This is a genomic window from Actinoallomurus acanthiterrae, from assembly GCF_054775715.1.
On sequence record NZ_BAAHCO010000001.1, the window covers coordinates 6,224,270 to 6,240,354 of the forward strand.

A 16,085-nucleotide genomic window follows, 5' to 3' on the forward strand; every position below is an offset into this window, starting at 1 on the left:
ATGCGCATCGCCGTCGTCGGCGGAGGCCCGGGCGGGCTCTTCTTCGCCACACTGATCCGGCAGGCCGTCCCCTCGGCCGACGTCACGGTCTTCGAGCGCAACCGCGCCGACGAGGCGTTCGGCTTCGGCGTCGTGTTCTCCGACCGTACGCTCGCGGCCATCCACGCCGCAGACCCCGTGCTGCGGGAGGCGCTGACGGCGCACGGCCGCCACTGGGACGACATCGAGGTACGGCTGAAGGGCGAGCGGATCCGCTGCGGCGGCAACGGCATGGCCGCCATCGCCCGGCGCACGCTGCTCGCGCTGCTCCAGGAGCGCGTCCGTGAGATGGGTGCCGACCTGCGCTTCCGCACAGAGGTACGGCCGGCCGACCTGGACGGGTACGACCTCGTGGTCGCCGCCGACGGCACCGGGTCGGCCATCCGCACCGGCTTGCAGGAGCGGCTGGGCCCTTCGGTGGAGACCGCGGCCGCCAAGTTCATCTGGTTCGGCACCGACTACATGTTCGACGGTCTGACCTTCGTGCACGAGCGCGGCCCGCACGGCGTGTTCGCCGTCCACGGCTACCCCATCAGCGCGGACGTGAGCACGTTCATCGTGGAGACCGACGAGATCTCCTGGCGCGCCGCGGGCCTTGACGCCTTCGACACCGGCCGGCCCCCGGGGCCGAGCGATCTCGCCAGCAAGGCGTACCTGGAAGAGCTGTTCGCCGAGCAGATCGACGGGCATCGGCTCCTGGTCAACAACTCCCGCTGGGGCAACTTCCGGACCCGCCGGACCCGTCACTGGTACCTCACCGAACCACGCCCGGTCGTGCTGCTCGGCGACGCCGCGCACACCGCGCACTTCTCGGTGGGCTCGGGTACGAAGATGGCGATGGAGGACGCGGTCGCGCTGTCGGCCGCGCTGGCCGAGCACGGTGACGACCTTCCGCTGGCACTGGCCTCCTACGAAGCGGCAGCGCGGCCCTCGGTCGAGGCGATCCAGGACGCGGCGGGGCCCAGCCTGGCCTGGTGGGAGCATTTCGGCCGCTACCACGACTCCTTCGAGCCCTGGCAGTTCGCCTATCATTTCCTGTCCCGCAGCATCGGCGACGCGCGGCTCTCCCGCCGGGACCCGCGGTTCGTACGGCGGAGCCACGACCAGTGGCGTGCCGAGCACGGCGCCGATCCCCTCGCCACCCCCTGCGCCCTTGCGGGGTGGACGCTGCCCGGCCGGGTCCTCACGGTGGAGACCGCCGGTTCGCAGGCGGTGGCCCGCTCCGCCACGGGCCCGGCGGAGCCGCTCCCTCTGCTCCCCGCCCCTCCCCGCGACCGGGAGATCCGTTGGGGAGCATGGCTCGCCGCTCCCAGCGACGCCTCGGCCCTCGACGCCGCCAACGACGCGCTCGCGGTCCTGTGCGCCGCGGGCCCGGTGCTCGTGGCCGTCCATGGCGGCACGCCTCACCTCCGCACGCTCCTTGCCGAACAGACGCGCCTCCACCATCGGCTGCCCGCGCTCCTGGCCGACGACACACTGGACCGAGACCGGGCCGTGACCGCCGTCCTGTCCGGCCGTACCGACCTCGTCGGCGTCTCCGCCACCACCCTCGCGACCTGGCAGGACCCCGCATGACCGCCGAGGCGCTCAACGGCCGCGCGGCCCGGGAGCCCGTGGCGGGCGGCCGGCGGGACGGGTCCCTGGGCGCGCTCTTCGCGCCGCGAGGGATCGCCGTCGTCGGGGCATCGCGCGATCCGGGGAAGCTCGGGGCGGCGCTGGCGCGGTCGGTGCGCGGTTTCCCGGGCCATGTCGGACTGGTCAACGGCCGAGATCCGGACCCCGCGGCAGGACTGTGGCCGTCGATCCAGGCCGCCGCGGAGCACGGGCCGGTGGATCTGGCACTGATCTGCGTTCCCGCCAGAGGATGTGCGGCCGCCCTCGCCGAGGCGGCGCGAGCCGGGGCCCGGGCGGCCGTCGTCTACGGCGGCGGGTTCGCCGAGGCGGGGCCCGAGGGTGAGCGGCTCCAGCGCGACCTGGCCGAGGTGGCGGCGAGCACCGGGATCCGGGTGCTCGGGCCGAACACCTCCGGATTCCTCGCCCCCGGCCGCGCGCTCACCGCGAGCTTCGTGCCCGGCGTCGCGGACGTGCCGGCCGGACGGATCGCGGTCGTGGCTGCGAGCGGCGGGGTCAACCACGCGCTGGCCTTCCTGCTCGCCGAGGCCGGCCACGGCGTCGGCCTCGCCGTCGGGCTGGGCAACGGCATGGACGTCACCGCCGCCGACGTGCTCGACCACCTGGTGGACGACGCCTGCGCCGACGCCGTCGCCCTGCACGTCGAAACGGTCACGGACGGGCGGCGGCTCACCGCCGCCGTCGCCCGGCTGACCGCGACCCGTCCGGTCGTCGCGCTGGTGGTCGGCCGGAACGACGTGGGCGCGTTCGCCGCCTCGCACACCGGCGCGCTCGCGACCTCGTGGCGGGTCACCCGGGCGGCGCTCGCCCAGGCTGGCGCGGTTCTCGTCGACGACGAACGGGAACTCGCCGACGCCGTAGGGGCACTCTCGCTGGCCCGGCTGCGCCCGGCGGCCCACCCGAGAGTAGGCGTCGTGACCGCGCAGGCCGGACCCGGGCTCCTGCTCCTGGACGACCTGCGCGGCCGGGGAGCCCGCGTGCCCGAGCTCACCGAGTCCTCCCGTAACGCGCTCGCCGACCTGCTGCCCCCGATGACCTATCAGCGCAATCCGGTGGACACCGGCCGTCCCGGGCCCGCCTTCGCGGGCGTGCTCAACGTGGTCGCCGCCGACCCCGCGGTGGATCTGGTGACCGGGTACGCCCTGCACGAGCCCGACGCGTTCGACCTCGTCGCGGCTGTGGACGCCTTCCTCGCCTCGGCGCCCGGCACTCCCCTGCTGCTCGGCGTCGGCGGCGCGGGCGAGGCCGTACGGCAGACGCGCCGGGCGCTCCTCGACCGCGGGGTGCCCGTCGCCGCCGAGCCCCGTAGCCTGGCCGCCATGACGGCGGCGCTGCTCACCGACGCCCAGGCCCGCTCCCGCCGGACGGGTATCGGGGCACCGGCCCGTACGGCCGTCCCGGACCCGGGCCCGGGCCCATGGGATGAGCACCGGGCCAAGGCCCTGCTGGAGGAGCTGGGCGTGCCGACGATGCCCCGGCGGGCCTGCGCCGACAGGGCCGCCGCCCACCAGGCGCTCGCCGACCTGCCGGGACCGGTCGCGGTCAAGCTGCTCGACGCGGCCGTCCTGCACAAGACCGAGATCGGCGGGGTCTTCCTCGGCGTCGCCACTCCCGGCGGCCTCGATACGGCCCTCGACGCGCTCGAAGCGGTGGGCGCCCGCCGCTTCCTCGTGGAGTCGATGGCGCCGCCGGGCGTCGATCTGGTCGTCGGGGCCCGGCGGGACCCGGTGTTCGGCCCGGTCATCCTCGCCGGGCTCGGCGGCACCACCGCGGAGGCGTACGCCGACGTCGCCGTCAGGCTCGCCCCGCTGAGCCACGCGGAAGCCGCCGCGATGCCCGCCGAGCTGGCCGGGCACGCGCTGCTGGACGGCTGGCGCGGCGGACCCGCCCTGGATCGTCACGCGCTGGCCCGCGTGGTGGTGGCCCTGGGCGACCTGCTGGCCGCACACTCCTGGATCGCCGACATCGAGATCAATCCACTTCGGCTGACCGCGCAAGGCCTGATCGCCCTGGATGCCGTGTGCGTCGCCACCGACCCGGAGGTGCCCGATGGCCGCACCCATCAGTGACGGCACGGTGCCGTGGCCCGAGGCCGACGCCCAGCGCTACGCGGCGGCCGGATATTGGGCGGGCCGGCCGCTCGGCGACCTGCTGCGCGAGCGCGCGGACCGCAGTCCCGAGGCGATCGCGCTGGTCGACGGCGAGGTCCGGCTGACCTACGCCGAGCTGGCCGATCGCGGCGACGCCGCGGCCGTACGGCTGCGGGGGCTCGGCCTCGCCGCCGGTGACCGGATCGTCGTCCAGCTCGGCAACGGCTGGGAGTTCACCGTGCTCACCTGGGCCTGCCTGCGCGCCGGGATCGTGCCGGTGATGGCGCTGCCCGCGCACCGCCGCGCGGAGCTGGCATACCTCGCCGCCCACTCCGAGGCCGCCGCGATCGCCGTCCCCGACGTGCTGCGCGGCTTCGACCACCAGGCGCTCGCCCACGAACTGGGCGAGCAGGTCGCAGGCCCGTGGCATGTCCTCGTGGCCGGCGAGGATATCGCGCCCTCAAGCATCGACCTGCGGGCGCTCTGCGCCCCCGGCGCCCGCGAAGAACCGAAGCCGCCGAGCAGCCGCGACGTCGCGGTCTTCCTGCTGTCCGGTGGCACGACCGGGCTGCCGAAGCTCATCGCCCGCACGCACGACGACTATGCCTACAACGCGCGGGCCAGCGCGGAGGTCAGCGGTGTCGACGAGGGCACCGTCTACCTCGTGAGCCTGCCCGCAGGGCACAACTTCCCGCTGGCATGCCCCGGCATCCTCGGCACCCTGCTGGCCGGCGGCCGGATCGTGATGCTGCCCTCTCCCGAGCCGGTACGCGCGTTCGCCACGATCGAGGCTGAGCAGGTGACCCACACCGCCGTCGTCCCCGCCGTCGCGGGCCGCTGGCTGGAGCACGCGGCCCGGAGCGGCGCGGGTCCGCTGGCCGGCCTGCGGGTGCTCCAGGTCGGCGGGGCCCGGCTGGCCGACGAGCTCGCCCGCCGGATCGGCCCGGTGCTCGGCGCCAGGCTGCAGCAGGTGTTCGGCATGGCCGAGGGGCTGCTGAACTACACCCGTCTCGACGATCCCGACGAGGTCGTCCACACCACCCAGGGCCGCCCGTTGTGCCCGGATGATGAGGTACGGCTGGTCGACGCGTTCGACCAGGACGTGCCCGACGGGCAGCCCGGCTCCCTGCTCACGCGCGGTCCGTACACTCCGCGTGGCTACTACAAGGCGCCCGAGCACAACGCCCGTGCGTTCACCGCCGATGGCTGGTACCGCAGCGGCGACATCTGCCGCCGCACCCCCGCGGGCAACCTCGTGGTCGAGGGCCGGGACAAAGACATGATCAACCGCGGTGGGGAGAAGATCTCCGCCGAGGAGGTCGAGAACCTGGTCTACCAGTGGACGGACGCGGCGCAGGTGGCGGCCGTGGCCATGCCCGACGCCGAGATGGGGGAACGCGTCTGCGTCTATGTGGTCATGCGGGCCGGAGAGCCGACCCTCGACGAGGTGCGGGCCGCGCTCGATGCCGCAGGCGTCGCCCGCTTCAAGCTCCCCGAACACCTGGTCCTGGTCGACGAGCTGCCCACCACCAAGGTCGGCAAGATCGACAAGAAGGCGCTGCGCGCCGACATCGCCACTCGCCTCGTCGGTGGTGTCACGTAAGCGGAACCGCCGGGCTCGGTGCCGGCCGCGGTCAGCGGTCCCGCACCGCTGTGACCCGGGCGAGCACGCCGCCCTTGGGTGACATGGCGGTGAACCCGGTCGGCTCCACCGTCGTCGACAGCAGGTCGAGCTCGGTGCGCTGCAGCAGCCGCGCGAGCGTGGCGGTGATCTCCGGCCGGGCCAGGTTCGCCCCGAGGCAGCGTCGCGCGCCGACACCGAAGGGCAGGTACTCGTAGTTCGACGGGCGGCGGTGGCCCGGTCGGTCGCGGTCCCATCGTTCCGGCCAGAACCGATCGGCGTCGGGCCACAGGCGCGGCAGCCGATGGGTGACGTACTGGCTGAACACCACCAGCTCTCCGGCGCGGACCCGGTGCCCGGCGAAGGTGAACGGCTCGGCGACCTGCCGGGCTCCCGCCATCGCCGGCGGATAGAGCCGCAGCACCTCCGACGTCACCCAGTCGAGGTACGTCAGGTGCCGGAGGTCGGCCAAGGTGGGCGGTTCGTCCCCGAGCTTCGTCCGGACCTCGTCGCGGGCACGCCGCAGCGCCTCGCGGTCGGACCAGAGGGCGTGGACGGCCCAGGCCAGGGCCGCACTCGTCGTGTCGTAGCTTGCGACGATCAGGCTGACGACCATGTCGCGCAGCTCACGGTCGCTCATCTCCCCGCTGTCCAGCAGCAGCCCCAAGATGTCGTCGCCGTACGAGCCGACCTTCTCGCCGTGTGCCCTGACCGCGACGGCGGTCTCCGGCGAACGCCCGCCCGAGACCGGGCATCGTGCCCCGTCCACGCCTCCGGAGTCATCGCCCGGCGCACCCGCGTCCGCGCGGGCGGCGGCCCGCCGGCGCGTGATCTCTGAGTGGACCCGCCGGTCGATCCGGGCGATGGCCGCCTCCGCTCGGCGCCACACCGGATTCGGCACCCGTTGGAGGATCTGCTGCTTGGGCAGTGAGTGGTTCATCGTGCGCAGCACGGTCTCCAGGTCGGCGCCGAGCTCGCTCGCCTGGGCGGCCAGGCTCGGCCCGAAGAAGCCGCGGATGGTGGATGCGCGCACGGTCGTGCGGAAGTCGGCGTACAGGTTGACCGGGCGGCCTGGCCGCCAACCGTTGATGAGCTCGTCGATGTTCTGGAGGAGAACGGCCAGGTAATGGTCGATGCGGGTGCGCTGGAACGCGGGCACCACCAGCTCGCGGCGCCGGTCGTGCCCTGTACCGTCGCTCACCAGCAGCGCCGTCTCGCCGGCCAAGGGGATGAGCGTCTCGAATCCTCCTCGCCAGCGGAACAGCCGCGGGTTGCGGAATATGAATTCGTTCGCCTCCGGCCCGAACATGAAAGTCACTCGCGTCGGCCCGGCCCCGAACGTGCACACGGGGCCGGCCATCTCGTTCAGGCGGGTCATCGCGACCGCCATTCTCCGATCGAATTCGATTGCCATTCGAATGGAACGCCACGGCGACAGAGTCACGACCTACCTCCAGCTACGAATTCAGACACGCGGATTGTCACTCAGATAATCACGACGGTCAACGCAATATTTATGTCACCCTCTCCGTGAGTACAATAAGGTATTTTGAAATGTTAAGATCGCGCGCGAATAACAATTAATCATTCGCCTATCAAGGTGACAATTATCACGTTGTAAATAATCTTGAAAATTTGCCCGTTCACGCAAACAATCCGCTCATCTCCGCCATTCGGTGTGCGCTTCGGCGGCACAGGTCGGCGGCCCGATCACCTGGAGGCACCAATTGGACACGTCACTGGACAACTCACCGGACACGGCATCGGACCCGGCACTGAGGACGACAGCGGACGCGAAACCGGAAAGGACGCCGGGTCCGGCGGACCCCAACTTGGTCGGCGGTTCGCCGCCCGCGCGCGACCCCGTCCGTGGTCGGGTACAGGCGCTCCTCGAGACCACCCCCCATCGGGTCGTCGCGGAGTTCGCCGGAGAGTCCCGCCTGGCGGCGGACCTCGCCGAATGCGTCACGGAGCTTGGCCGCGTCGTCCCGGACGACCTCCCCGTCATCTCGGCGGCGACGCGGGAGATCCTCGGCGGTGGCAAGCGCCTGCGTCCGCTGCTCGTGCTGACGACCGCCTACTGCGGGCCGGCCGATCGAGAACGCTCCATCGGGGCGGCCGTCGCCGTGGAGCTCCTGCATGTGGCGAGCCTCGTCCACGACGACGTGATGGATGAGGCCCCGCGCCGGCACGGCGTCGCGAGCGCCAACGCACGGACCGGCAACATCCGCGCGATCCTCGCGGGTGACTACCTCCTCGCCCAGGCGCTGGCCACCGCCGGCTGGGCCGTGCCGAGTGCCTCTTGGCGGCCGAGACGTTCGCCCGCCTTTGCGAGGGACAGGCGCACGAGTCGGCGGCGCTGTTCGACGTCGCCCGGCAGGAGAGCGCCTACCACACGGCGATCGGCGGAAAGACCGGCGCCCTGTTCGCCGCCTCCTGCCGGCTCGGTGCCATGGCCGCGGGCCTCGGGGCCGAGGCGACGGCCGCGCTGGGCGACTTCGGCCTGCACCTGGGCGTCGCCTATCAGCTCGTCGACGACCTTCTCGACCTCACCTCCTCGTCCGGCGTCCTCGGCAAACCGGCCGGCCACGACGTGCTCGAAGGCGTCTACACGCTGCCCGTCCTGCACACGCTGCGGGCGCACCCGCCGGTGGCCGACCTGCTGCGCCGCGCCCGTACGGGTTTGGACGGGGCCGAAGAGGCCGCACGGGAGGTCGCCGACGTCGTACGGGACAGCGGAGGCCTGACGGTCACCCGCCGCGCCGCCGAACACCGGACGGCGCTGGCCGTCGGGGCGCTCTCCGGTGCGGCCGGGGAGATCGACGCGACCGGGATCGCCATGCTCACCGAGCTGGTCGCCGCACTCGTCGGCCGCGGGCGATGAGGAGGCCCCATGTCCACCTCTCCCCTCTCCGCCGACCTCGGCGCGGCGGCTTTCCGCTCACTGCCGCCTGACGCGCAGGCTCAGGCCGTACGCGGTGGTCGCACGCGGGCACGACCGGGTGAGGCCCTGCGCCTGCTGATCATGCTCGGCCGCCCACGGACGTGCGTTCCCGGCCTGCTCGCCTACGGGCTGGGCCTCGGATACGTCGGTGCGCCCTCAGCGCCGCGCACTGTGCTGGGGGCGGTCCTCGCCTTCCTCGTCGGCTTCTCGGCCAACCTCCACAACACCTACACCGACGTCGAGGAGGACTGCCGGAACCTGCCGGGGCGGATGTGGCTGCTGTACCGGTTCGGCCGGCGCCGTCTCGGCGCGGTCCTCGTGGCGACCGACGTGTTCATGGCGGCGGCCGCGCTGGTGTACGGCACGGGATTCTTCGTGTTCGTCCTGATCGGGCTGGCCGGGCTGCACCAGTACTCCTTCGGCCCGCTGCGAATGAAGGCCCGTCCGATCCTGGGGCTGTACGTCTTCGCCCAAGCCGTGGTCGGCCCCTTCCTCATCGGCTGGTTCGGCGCCATGAGCGACGTACGGGCGCCCGACGGACCGATCTGGGCGATGCTCGCCTTCCTGTTCCTCTGGTTCGTGGCCAAGGGATTCTTCAAGAACGTCCCTGACTACGACGGTGACCGCGCCGTCGGACTGCGCACGTCGGCCACGCTGTTCCCCAGCCGGGCCGCCGCCGCGCGGGCCGCCGCGGCCGTCACCGTCCTCGCCTACCTGGCGATGCCGCTGCTCGTGCCGGCCGGTGCGAGCCCGCGCCGGGTCCTGTTCGCCACGCCGCTGACGCTCGTCGCCGCGGTCCAGGCCCGCCGGCTCGTCCGGGCCTCCGACGGCGCGGCCGCCAATGACGTGCTGCGGACCGACATGGTCCTGTCGAGCGTGTTCCTGGCCGCCGTACTGCTCCTACAGGATCCGACCTGGACGAGTGGGGCCCTGGTGGCGGCGGGCCTGGCCGCGATCGTCGGCTCCGACCTGCTGGCCATGGACTCTCGCCGTCCGGCCGACTCCACCGCCCCGCCCATCGCGGTCACCACCCCCGCGCGGAGGCCACCCGCCGACGACGCCCCTACGCCCACGGCACTCGGAGCACCGCCGGTCCCGGCGTCCAGGCCGCCCGCCGACGACAGCCCTGCGCCCACGGCACCCGGAGCACCGCCGGTTTCCGTTCCGCCGGCGGACGGGCCCGAACCGCCGCGCGGTACGAGCCGTCCGGCCACCCCGCAGGCGCTGTTCGACCGGGTCGCTCGACGCTACGACCTGCTGAACTCGCTGCTCAGCGCCGGCTCGGACCGCCGTTGGCGGCGTAAGACGGCGCGTGTGCTGGGCGCCGGACCCGGCGACCGGGTCCTCGACGTGGCGACCGGCACCGCGAGCCTCGCCATCGCCGTCGCGGAGGCGGCGCCCGGTGCCGAGGTGATCGGCTGTGACCTGAATGCCGCGATGCTCGCGGTCGGGGCCGAACGCGTCCTGCGTCGCGGCCTGGCGGACCGTGTCGCGCTGTTGCGGGCGCCGGGAGAGACCCTTCCGTTCGAGACGGCGTCCTTCGACGCCGTATGCATCGCGTTCGCCATCGACGACATGGCCGACCGGCGACGCTGTGCCGCCGAGATGGCGCGCGTCCTGCGCCCGGGCGGCCGCCTGGTGCTCCTCGAACTGGGAGTGCCGGAACGCCCGGCACTGCGGTCGGCGTACCTGGCCGGCCTCGGCGTGATGAGCCTCGTGGCGCGGCTGCGCGGGATGGACGGCTACGGGCACCTCCGCGAGGAGATCGCCGGCTACCGGGGGGCCGAGGCCGTCCGCGCGCTGTTGCTCGACGTGGGATTCGAAGGCTACGCCCGTACCCCGCTGACCGGGGGGATCGCCGTGTTGCACGTCGCGACCGCCCCTGCCGCCGGAGAGGAGTGAAACGTGCAGGCCAACCGACACGTTTACGCCGACCTGCTCGGTCGGCGGCGGTTCGCCGACGCGGCCGTGTCCGCGCTTGCCGAGGCGGGCGTCCGCGCCCTGTTCGGGATGCCCGCCGAGTCGCTGAACGCCCTCATCGACGCCGTGCGCCGCGACGGGCGGATCCAGCTGGTGGGCGTACGGCACGAGGGCGCGGGTGCGCTGATGGCCGCGACGTACGGCAAGCTGACCGGCGTCCCGGGCGTGTGCATGGGAACCGCGGGCCCGGGCGCGACCCACCTGCCCTTGGGCGTCTACGAGGCGCGGGCCGACCGCGCGCCGTTGCTCGCCCTGTCGGGGCAGGTCCCGGTCGAGCACGTCGGCCTCGACTCCTTCCAGGAGATCGACCCGGTCGCGCTGATGACCGGGGTGACCGCGTACAACCGGCACATCGGCTCGCCGCGCCAGCTCGGCGTGCTCTACCGGGCGCTCGCCGAGGCCGGGCTACGGCGAGCACCGGCGCACGTCGCCTGCTCGTCCGACGTCTTCGCCGCCTCGGTCGGCGGGTCCGGCTTCGTTCCGCGCGCCGGACGGCCCTCGGCCGGGACGACGGCGGACAAGACGACACTGACCGAGGCCGCGGAGCTGATCGCCGCGCCCGGCACGGTGGTGCTGGTCGGCGCGATCCCGGATCGGCTCGCGGCGTCGATCGAGAATCTGGCCGAGCGGGCCGGCACACCGGTGCTGGTGCTCGCCGAAGGGCACCGGTACCTCGGCGCGGTCCCCGGAGGACGAGGGGTCGCGATCCTCGGCAGTCGCGCGGACGCATGCGCGGACCTGCTGTCCCGGTGCGCGCGGCTGGTGGTCGTCGGTCCGGCCAGTGCCTCGGTCGACGCGCTGGCGGGTGGCCTCCCGGTGATCCAGATCGCGGACGGGGTCGAGGGCGCGCACCCGAACCCGGCCGGCTGGCTCCGGCTGCTGGGCGAACCCGCGGCCGTCCTGGAACGCCTCGCCGACCTCGTGGAACGCCGCGCGGACGGCGAACTGTCCGCGGCGGTCGACGAGCTCCGCGGGACCGCGGCGTCCGGCGCGCTGTGGGCCGCGCTGGACGGCGTCCTGCCCCACGATGCGACGCTCGCGGTCGAGTGCGGGGACCTGGTGGACGGCGCGCTGAGCGCGCTCCCGTTCCGCGACCGGTCGATGACCTCCTCGTACGGGCTGGGCGTGAGCGGGAGCGCGGTCCCCGCCGCGATCGGCGCCTGGTTCGCCCGGCCGGGTCACCCCATCGTCGCCGTGACGACGGATCGCGGGATCGAGGACTTCGCGGCCGAGCTCCTGACCATGCGGCGCTACCGCGTGCCGGTGACCGTCATCGCGGTGGAGGAGACCGGGCACGCCGACACTCGGCGGCTGGCGGCCGCGAGCGGCCTCACGGCGTATCGGGTGGAGGACGCCCGGCGCCTCGGCGAGAGCGTGGCGGCCGCCCTCGACGAGGACGGCCCCACCCTGGTCGCCGTACCCTCGGTCCTGTCGCGACCCGCTCGCGTCACCGCCGGCCGGGCCGCGACACCGACCGGGGCCGCCGCGATGACGACGGCCGCCGAGACCGGCCCGGACCCGGTCGCCCCCACCCGGCCCGCCGGGCCGGACGTACGGCCCACCGCCCGGCCGCGGACGCAGCCGACCGGCCGGGAGACGCCGGACGCCGCTGCGGCGGGCACCGTCGGCGCGGCGCTGGGCGCACTCCTCGCGGAGATCGGGGTGGCCGCGGCCTATGTCCGGCCCTGTGCGGAGGCCGCGTCGCCGGCCGAGGTGTGCCGCGCGGCCGGGATCACGGTGAACGACGTGCGCCATCCGGAGTCCGCGGCGATGACCGCGTCGGCCGTCGCCAAGCACAGCGGGCGTCCCGCGGTCTGTGTCGCCGCCGGGGACGCCGACGTGATCCTGCAGCTCAACGGCGTATTCGACGCACTGTTCGACCACGCGGCGGTCGTCGTCCTGGGATCGGCGTGCCGCGTGGTCGACGGGACGGAGCTGTTCGCGGGCATCGCCCGGACCGTCCGCCTGGACGGTTCTCCCGGCTCGTGGGGGCGGGTCTCCCGGGCGCTGCGGGCCCTCGCCCGGGAGCCCGGCGTCGTCTACGTCGACGTCGATCCCGGCGCGTTGACCATTCCGGTCGAGGACGCCGGGCCGACCGCGATCGGCGCCCAGCCGACCGTCGTGCTGCCCGCCGAAGCGGACCTCGACCGCGCCGTGGACCGGCTGACCGCGGCCCGCCGGCCGGTCCTGCTGGTCGGCCGCGGCGGGCGCGACGCGAGCACCGAGGTCACCGCGCTGGCCGTGGCGTTGCGGGCCCCGGTGGTGACGACGATGCCCGGTCGCGGCGTGGTTCCCGACGACCATGCTCTCTTCGCCGGAGCGGTGGGGTCGTCAGGGCACCAGTCCGCCACGGAGACCCTGGCGATGGCGGACGTCGTCCTGGCGTTCGGTATCTCACGCCGCGGCGCGTCGGCCTTCGACCTGCCGGGCGACTACACCCTCATCCAGGTCGACCGCGACCTCGGCCGGGCTCGCCAACGCGCCCCGCGCCGACCTGGCGCTGGCGGGTGCGGCGCGGGAGACGTCGCAGGCGCTGGCGGAACGGATCGGCGCGGTGTCCGCGCCGGACCCGGCGCGGGCGGCGTTCGTCCGCGACCGCCATGCGCGGTACCTCGCCACGCGGCGGCGCACGAGCCGGATCCCGACCCGGCCTGGCCGCCCGATCCGACCGTCCGCGCTGGCACTGGCGATGGCCGACGAACTGCCGGACGCGCTGGTCACCGTGGACGTCGGTCTCACCACTCTGTGGATCTACCGCTATCTCACCGGCCGGCAGGAGTTCGTCTGGACCAGCTCGTTCGCGACGATGGGCTTCGCGCTGCCCGCCGCGGCCGGGCTCGCCCCGCTGGCGGGCGGGCGACCGGTCGTCGCCGCGGTCGGCGACGGCGGGGTCGCGGTCACGCTGAGCGAACTGGGCGCGCTCCGCGACCTGGACCTGCCCGTGGTGGTCGTGGTCTTCGACAATGGCAAGCTCGGCGCGATCAAATTCGAGCAGGAGATCATGGGCTGGCCGGAATACGGGTCGGCCCTGCACAACGGCGATCTGGCCGAGATCGCCCGCGCGTACGGCGTGGCGGCCGAGCGCGTCACGTCCATGCCGGAGCTCCGTCGCGCGCTGCGGGTGGCCGCCCTCGTCCGGCGTCCCTTCCTCATCGACGTGGCGTGCGACGCCAACGAGATACCTTCGCCGGCCCAGGGCCGCCCGGCGGCGACCCAGGTCACCGGCTACCTCCTCGCCCTGGCCCGCGAGGGCCGCGCCGGCTTCGAGGCGGCGGCCCTGAGGACGGCCCCCTCACCTCCGGAAGGATCCGATCGTGATCGGTATCGTCATCCAGTCGTTCGCCGGCCTGCTGTGGACCGTGGCGTACATCCTGATCATCCGCGAGGGCGGCCGCAGCCGCGTGTACGGCATGCCGATCGTCGCGCTCAGCGCCAACCTGGCCTGGGAGTTCTTCTACACGTTCGTCGCGCTGCCGCCGCACCACGACCCGGTCAAGCTGGCCGCGCAGTTCGTCGTCAACTTCGTGTGGTTCGCCTTCGACCTCGTCATCCTCTGGCAGACGCTGCGGTACGGGCCGGCGCAGTTCTCGTGGCTGGTGTCCTGGTGTGGCCGGGCCGGCTTCTACGCGATGTTCGCGGCCTCGCTGGCCATCACCGGCGCCACCGTGGTCCTCCTGAACGAGGAGTTCCACGACGTGTACGGCGTGCGTGCCTCGTTCGTGCAGAACCTCGCCATGTCGGGCCTGTTCCTCGGCATGCTGAACGCCCGGCGCTCGCTCGCCGGCCAGTCGCTCGGCATCGCCCTGTCCAAGATGGGCGGCACGCTGCTCGCCGCGCTCGGAGTGCTGTTCTATCCCCCCGCGCCGGTGTACCGGCACTCCACACTGCTGCCGTTCCTCTATGTCGCCATCTTCGCGCTCGACCTGACCTACACCTGGATGGTCCGGCGCCTCGGCAGGACCCCGGCCACGGACGCCGCCGCCGGGACCACGGCGGCGCCCGTGGACACCGGAACCCCGCCGCTCCCCGCGAACGGCGCCCTCGAGCCGCCGCTCACCCCGCTCGGGCGCCGGGACCGCTCCCGATGACCCGGCCGTCCGATGAAACCGAGGCCGCCGGCCCCTGGCAGGTCGAGGTCGCCCCGCACTGCGTCGGCAGCGGGATGTGCGCCGGCACCGCGCCGGAGTACTTCCGGCTCCACGGCCCGCGATCGCGGCCCCTTCGCCCGCGCTCCGCGCCGGACCCGAAGCTCATCGCCATCGCCGAGTCATGTCCGGTGGAGGCGATCCGCATTAGCACGGCGGACGGCGTTGTGCTGGCCCCCGAAGACGACTGAACCGGAGAAAGGACAGGACATGACCGCACCGGACTACCCATTCGGCGACGGAACCCGGCTGGAGATGGAACCGGAGTACGGCCGCCTGCGGAAGACCGAACCGATCAGCAGGGTCCGGCTGCCGTACGGCGGCGACGCCTGGCTCGTCACGCGGTACGACGACGTCCGCCAAGTGCTGACCGACCAGCGGTTCAGCGCCCGCGCGATGACGTCGAGCCAGGACCCGCCCCGATTCACCCCGATGCCGCTGTTCCCGGCCGGGGTGATGAGCATGGACCCGCCCGAGCACACGCGCATCCGCAGCCTGGTGTCCAAGGCGTTCACGGCCCGGCGCGTCGAAGCGCTGCGGCCCCGGATCACTGCGATCGCGGACGACCTCGCCGATCGCCTGCTCGCGCAGGGACCGCCGGCGGATCTGGTGGCGCTGTTCGCCCTGCCGCTCCCGGTCACGGTCATCTGCGAGCTGCTCGGCGTCCCCTTCGAAGACCGAAATCGGTTCCGGGTGCTGTCGGACGCGCTGCTGTCCACGACCGCGCTCCCGATGGAGGAGATCGGGGCGGCGGTGGCGGAGCTCAACGAGTACCTCGCCGGCCTCATCGCGCTGCGGCGCGAGGCATCCCGGGACGATCTGCTCACCGCGCTCGTGCAGGCGCGGGACCAGGAGGACCGGCTCTCCGAGCAGGAACTCGTGGAGTTCAGCGTCGGGCTTCTGGTAACCGGCCACGAGACCGCGGCGACCCAGATCGCCGACTTCGCCTACGTCCTCGCCCGGCATCCGGACCAGCTCGCCGCGCTCCGCGCCGACCCGTCCCTGGTGCCGCAGGCGGTGGAGGAACTGCTCCGGCACACACCGCTCGGCGCGGTCAGCGGCATCCCCCGCATGGCGGTCGAGGACGTCAAGCTCGGCGACGTGCTGATCCGGGCGGGCGAGGCGGTGATCCCGTCCATCAATTCCGCCAACCACGACGAGGGGGTGTTCGACCACCCAGAGGCCCTCGACATCCGCCGAGAGGCGAATCCGCACATCGCGTTCGGCCACGGCGTGCACTTCTGTCTCGGCTCGCAGCTTGCCCGGGCCGAGCTGCAGGTCGCGCTGGAGACGCTGGTGACGCGCCTGCCCGGGCTGCGGATCGAGGTCGCGGACCAGGATCTCGCCTGGAAGACGGGCCTGCTGATCCGCGGCTTCCGGGAACTGCCCGTCTCCTGGTGATCGGGGGCGGCGGGGATTGATACGCTCGCGGCGGCATGAACTGACGCGAGGTGCCCCTACGAGGGGAGAATCGGGAAGCCGGTGAAATTCCGGCACGGGCCCGCCGCGGTAACCGGGGAGCCGCCGTCCACGCGCACACGCGCAGCCACTGGCCGCCAGGCCGGGAAGGCGGATGGTCAGGCATCGATCCGGAAGTCCGAAGACCGGCCTCGCTCCACCGGCCACCGCCAAGG

Annotated in this window: 9 protein-coding genes, 3 pseudogenes and 1 riboswitch; of the genes and pseudogenes, 11 read left to right on the top strand and 1 reads right to left on the bottom strand. The window is 73.4% G+C overall.

The genetic code is table 11. From position 1 onward, the window contains the following. From ACYVF7_RS29580 to ACYVF7_RS29590, 3 genes are read left to right on the top strand one after another with little or no spacing between them, the layout of a single operon-like run. Entirely contained in the window at nt 1-1,614 is a 1,614-nt protein-coding gene (locus ACYVF7_RS29580; RefSeq protein ID WP_460347203.1) for an FAD-dependent monooxygenase, read from the top strand. Then, nucleotides 1,611-3,740, top strand: a complete 2,130-nt coding sequence (locus tag ACYVF7_RS29585; RefSeq protein ID WP_460347205.1) for an acetate--CoA ligase family protein — start codon at nt 1,611-1,613, stop codon at nt 3,738-3,740. The genes ACYVF7_RS29580 and ACYVF7_RS29585 overlap by 4 nt, the downstream gene beginning before the upstream one ends. Beyond that, entirely contained in the window at nt 3,721-5,364 is a 1,644-nt protein-coding gene (locus tag ACYVF7_RS29590) for a (2,3-dihydroxybenzoyl)adenylate synthase (RefSeq protein ID WP_460347207.1), read from the top strand. Before ACYVF7_RS29585 ends, ACYVF7_RS29590 begins: the two co-directional genes overlap by 20 nt. A gap of 31 nt (nt 5,365-5,395) precedes the next feature. Here ACYVF7_RS29590 and ACYVF7_RS29595 read toward each other — a convergent pair whose 3' ends face one another. Next, entirely contained in the window at nt 5,396-6,772 is a 1,377-nt protein-coding gene (locus tag ACYVF7_RS29595) for a cytochrome P450 (protein WP_460347209.1), read from the bottom strand. A 286-nt stretch (nt 6,773-7,058) separates the two neighbouring features. Between ACYVF7_RS29595 and ACYVF7_RS29600 the strand changes: the two are divergent. The 8 genes and pseudogenes from ACYVF7_RS29600 to ACYVF7_RS29635 form a co-directional block, all read left to right on the top strand. Then, nucleotides 7,059-7,643: pseudogene (locus ACYVF7_RS29600) on the top strand (polyprenyl synthetase family protein); the annotation flags it as partial. 41 nt (nt 7,644-7,684) lie between these two features. Continuing rightward, nucleotides 7,685-8,266, top strand: coding sequence for a polyprenyl synthetase family protein (locus ACYVF7_RS29605; protein WP_460347212.1), 582 nt, complete (start codon nt 7,685-7,687; stop codon nt 8,264-8,266). Nucleotides 8,267-8,275: 9 nt separating this feature from the next. Beyond that, the gene (locus ACYVF7_RS29610; protein WP_460347214.1) at nt 8,276-10,228 is read left to right on the top strand and encodes a class I SAM-dependent methyltransferase; all 1,953 of its coding nucleotides are present in this window, start codon (nt 8,276-8,278) and stop codon (nt 10,226-10,228) included. A gap of 3 nt (nt 10,229-10,231) precedes the next feature. Beyond that, a pseudogene (locus tag ACYVF7_RS29615) lies at nt 10,232-12,772 on the top strand (thiamine pyrophosphate-binding protein); the annotation flags it as partial. Nucleotides 12,773-12,995: 223 nt separating this feature from the next. Beyond that, nucleotides 12,996-13,406: pseudogene (locus tag ACYVF7_RS29620) on the top strand (thiamine pyrophosphate-dependent enzyme); the annotation flags it as partial. Between the two features lie 214 nt (nt 13,407-13,620). After that, nucleotides 13,621-14,394, top strand: coding sequence for a transmembrane-type terpene cyclase (locus ACYVF7_RS29625; protein WP_460347216.1), 774 nt, complete (start codon nt 13,621-13,623; stop codon nt 14,392-14,394). Beyond that, entirely contained in the window at nt 14,391-14,642 is a 252-nt protein-coding gene (locus ACYVF7_RS29630) for a ferredoxin (RefSeq protein ID WP_460358637.1), read from the top strand. Before ACYVF7_RS29625 ends, ACYVF7_RS29630 begins: the two co-directional genes overlap by 4 nt. 19 nt (nt 14,643-14,661) lie before the next feature. Next, entirely contained in the window at nt 14,662-15,852 is a 1,191-nt protein-coding gene (locus tag ACYVF7_RS29635) for a cytochrome P450 (RefSeq protein ID WP_460347218.1), read from the top strand. Between the two features lie 31 nt (nt 15,853-15,883). Then, nucleotides 15,884-16,078, top strand: a riboswitch (cobalamin riboswitch). Nucleotides 16,079-16,085 lie beyond the last annotated feature (7 nt).

Coding starts and splice junctions, on each gene's coding strand:
- ACYVF7_RS29580 (WP_460347203.1), top strand. CDS start 1: ATGCGCATCGCCGTCGTCGGCGGAGGCCCGGGCGGGCTCTTCTTCGCC.
- ACYVF7_RS29585 (WP_460347205.1), top strand. CDS start 1,611: ATGACCGCCGAGGCGCTCAACGGCCGCGCGGCCCGGGAGCCCGTGGCG.
- ACYVF7_RS29590 (WP_460347207.1), top strand. CDS start 3,721: ATGGCCGCACCCATCAGTGACGGCACGGTGCCGTGGCCCGAGGCCGAC.
- ACYVF7_RS29595 (WP_460347209.1), bottom strand. CDS start 6,772: ATGGCGGTCGCGATGACCCGCCTGAACGAGATGGCCGGCCCCGTGTGC.
- ACYVF7_RS29610 (WP_460347214.1), top strand. CDS start 8,276: ATGTCCACCTCTCCCCTCTCCGCCGACCTCGGCGCGGCGGCTTTCCGC.
- ACYVF7_RS29630 (WP_460358637.1), top strand. CDS start 14,391: ATGACCCGGCCGTCCGATGAAACCGAGGCCGCCGGCCCCTGGCAGGTC.
- ACYVF7_RS29635 (WP_460347218.1), top strand. CDS start 14,662: ATGACCGCACCGGACTACCCATTCGGCGACGGAACCCGGCTGGAGATG.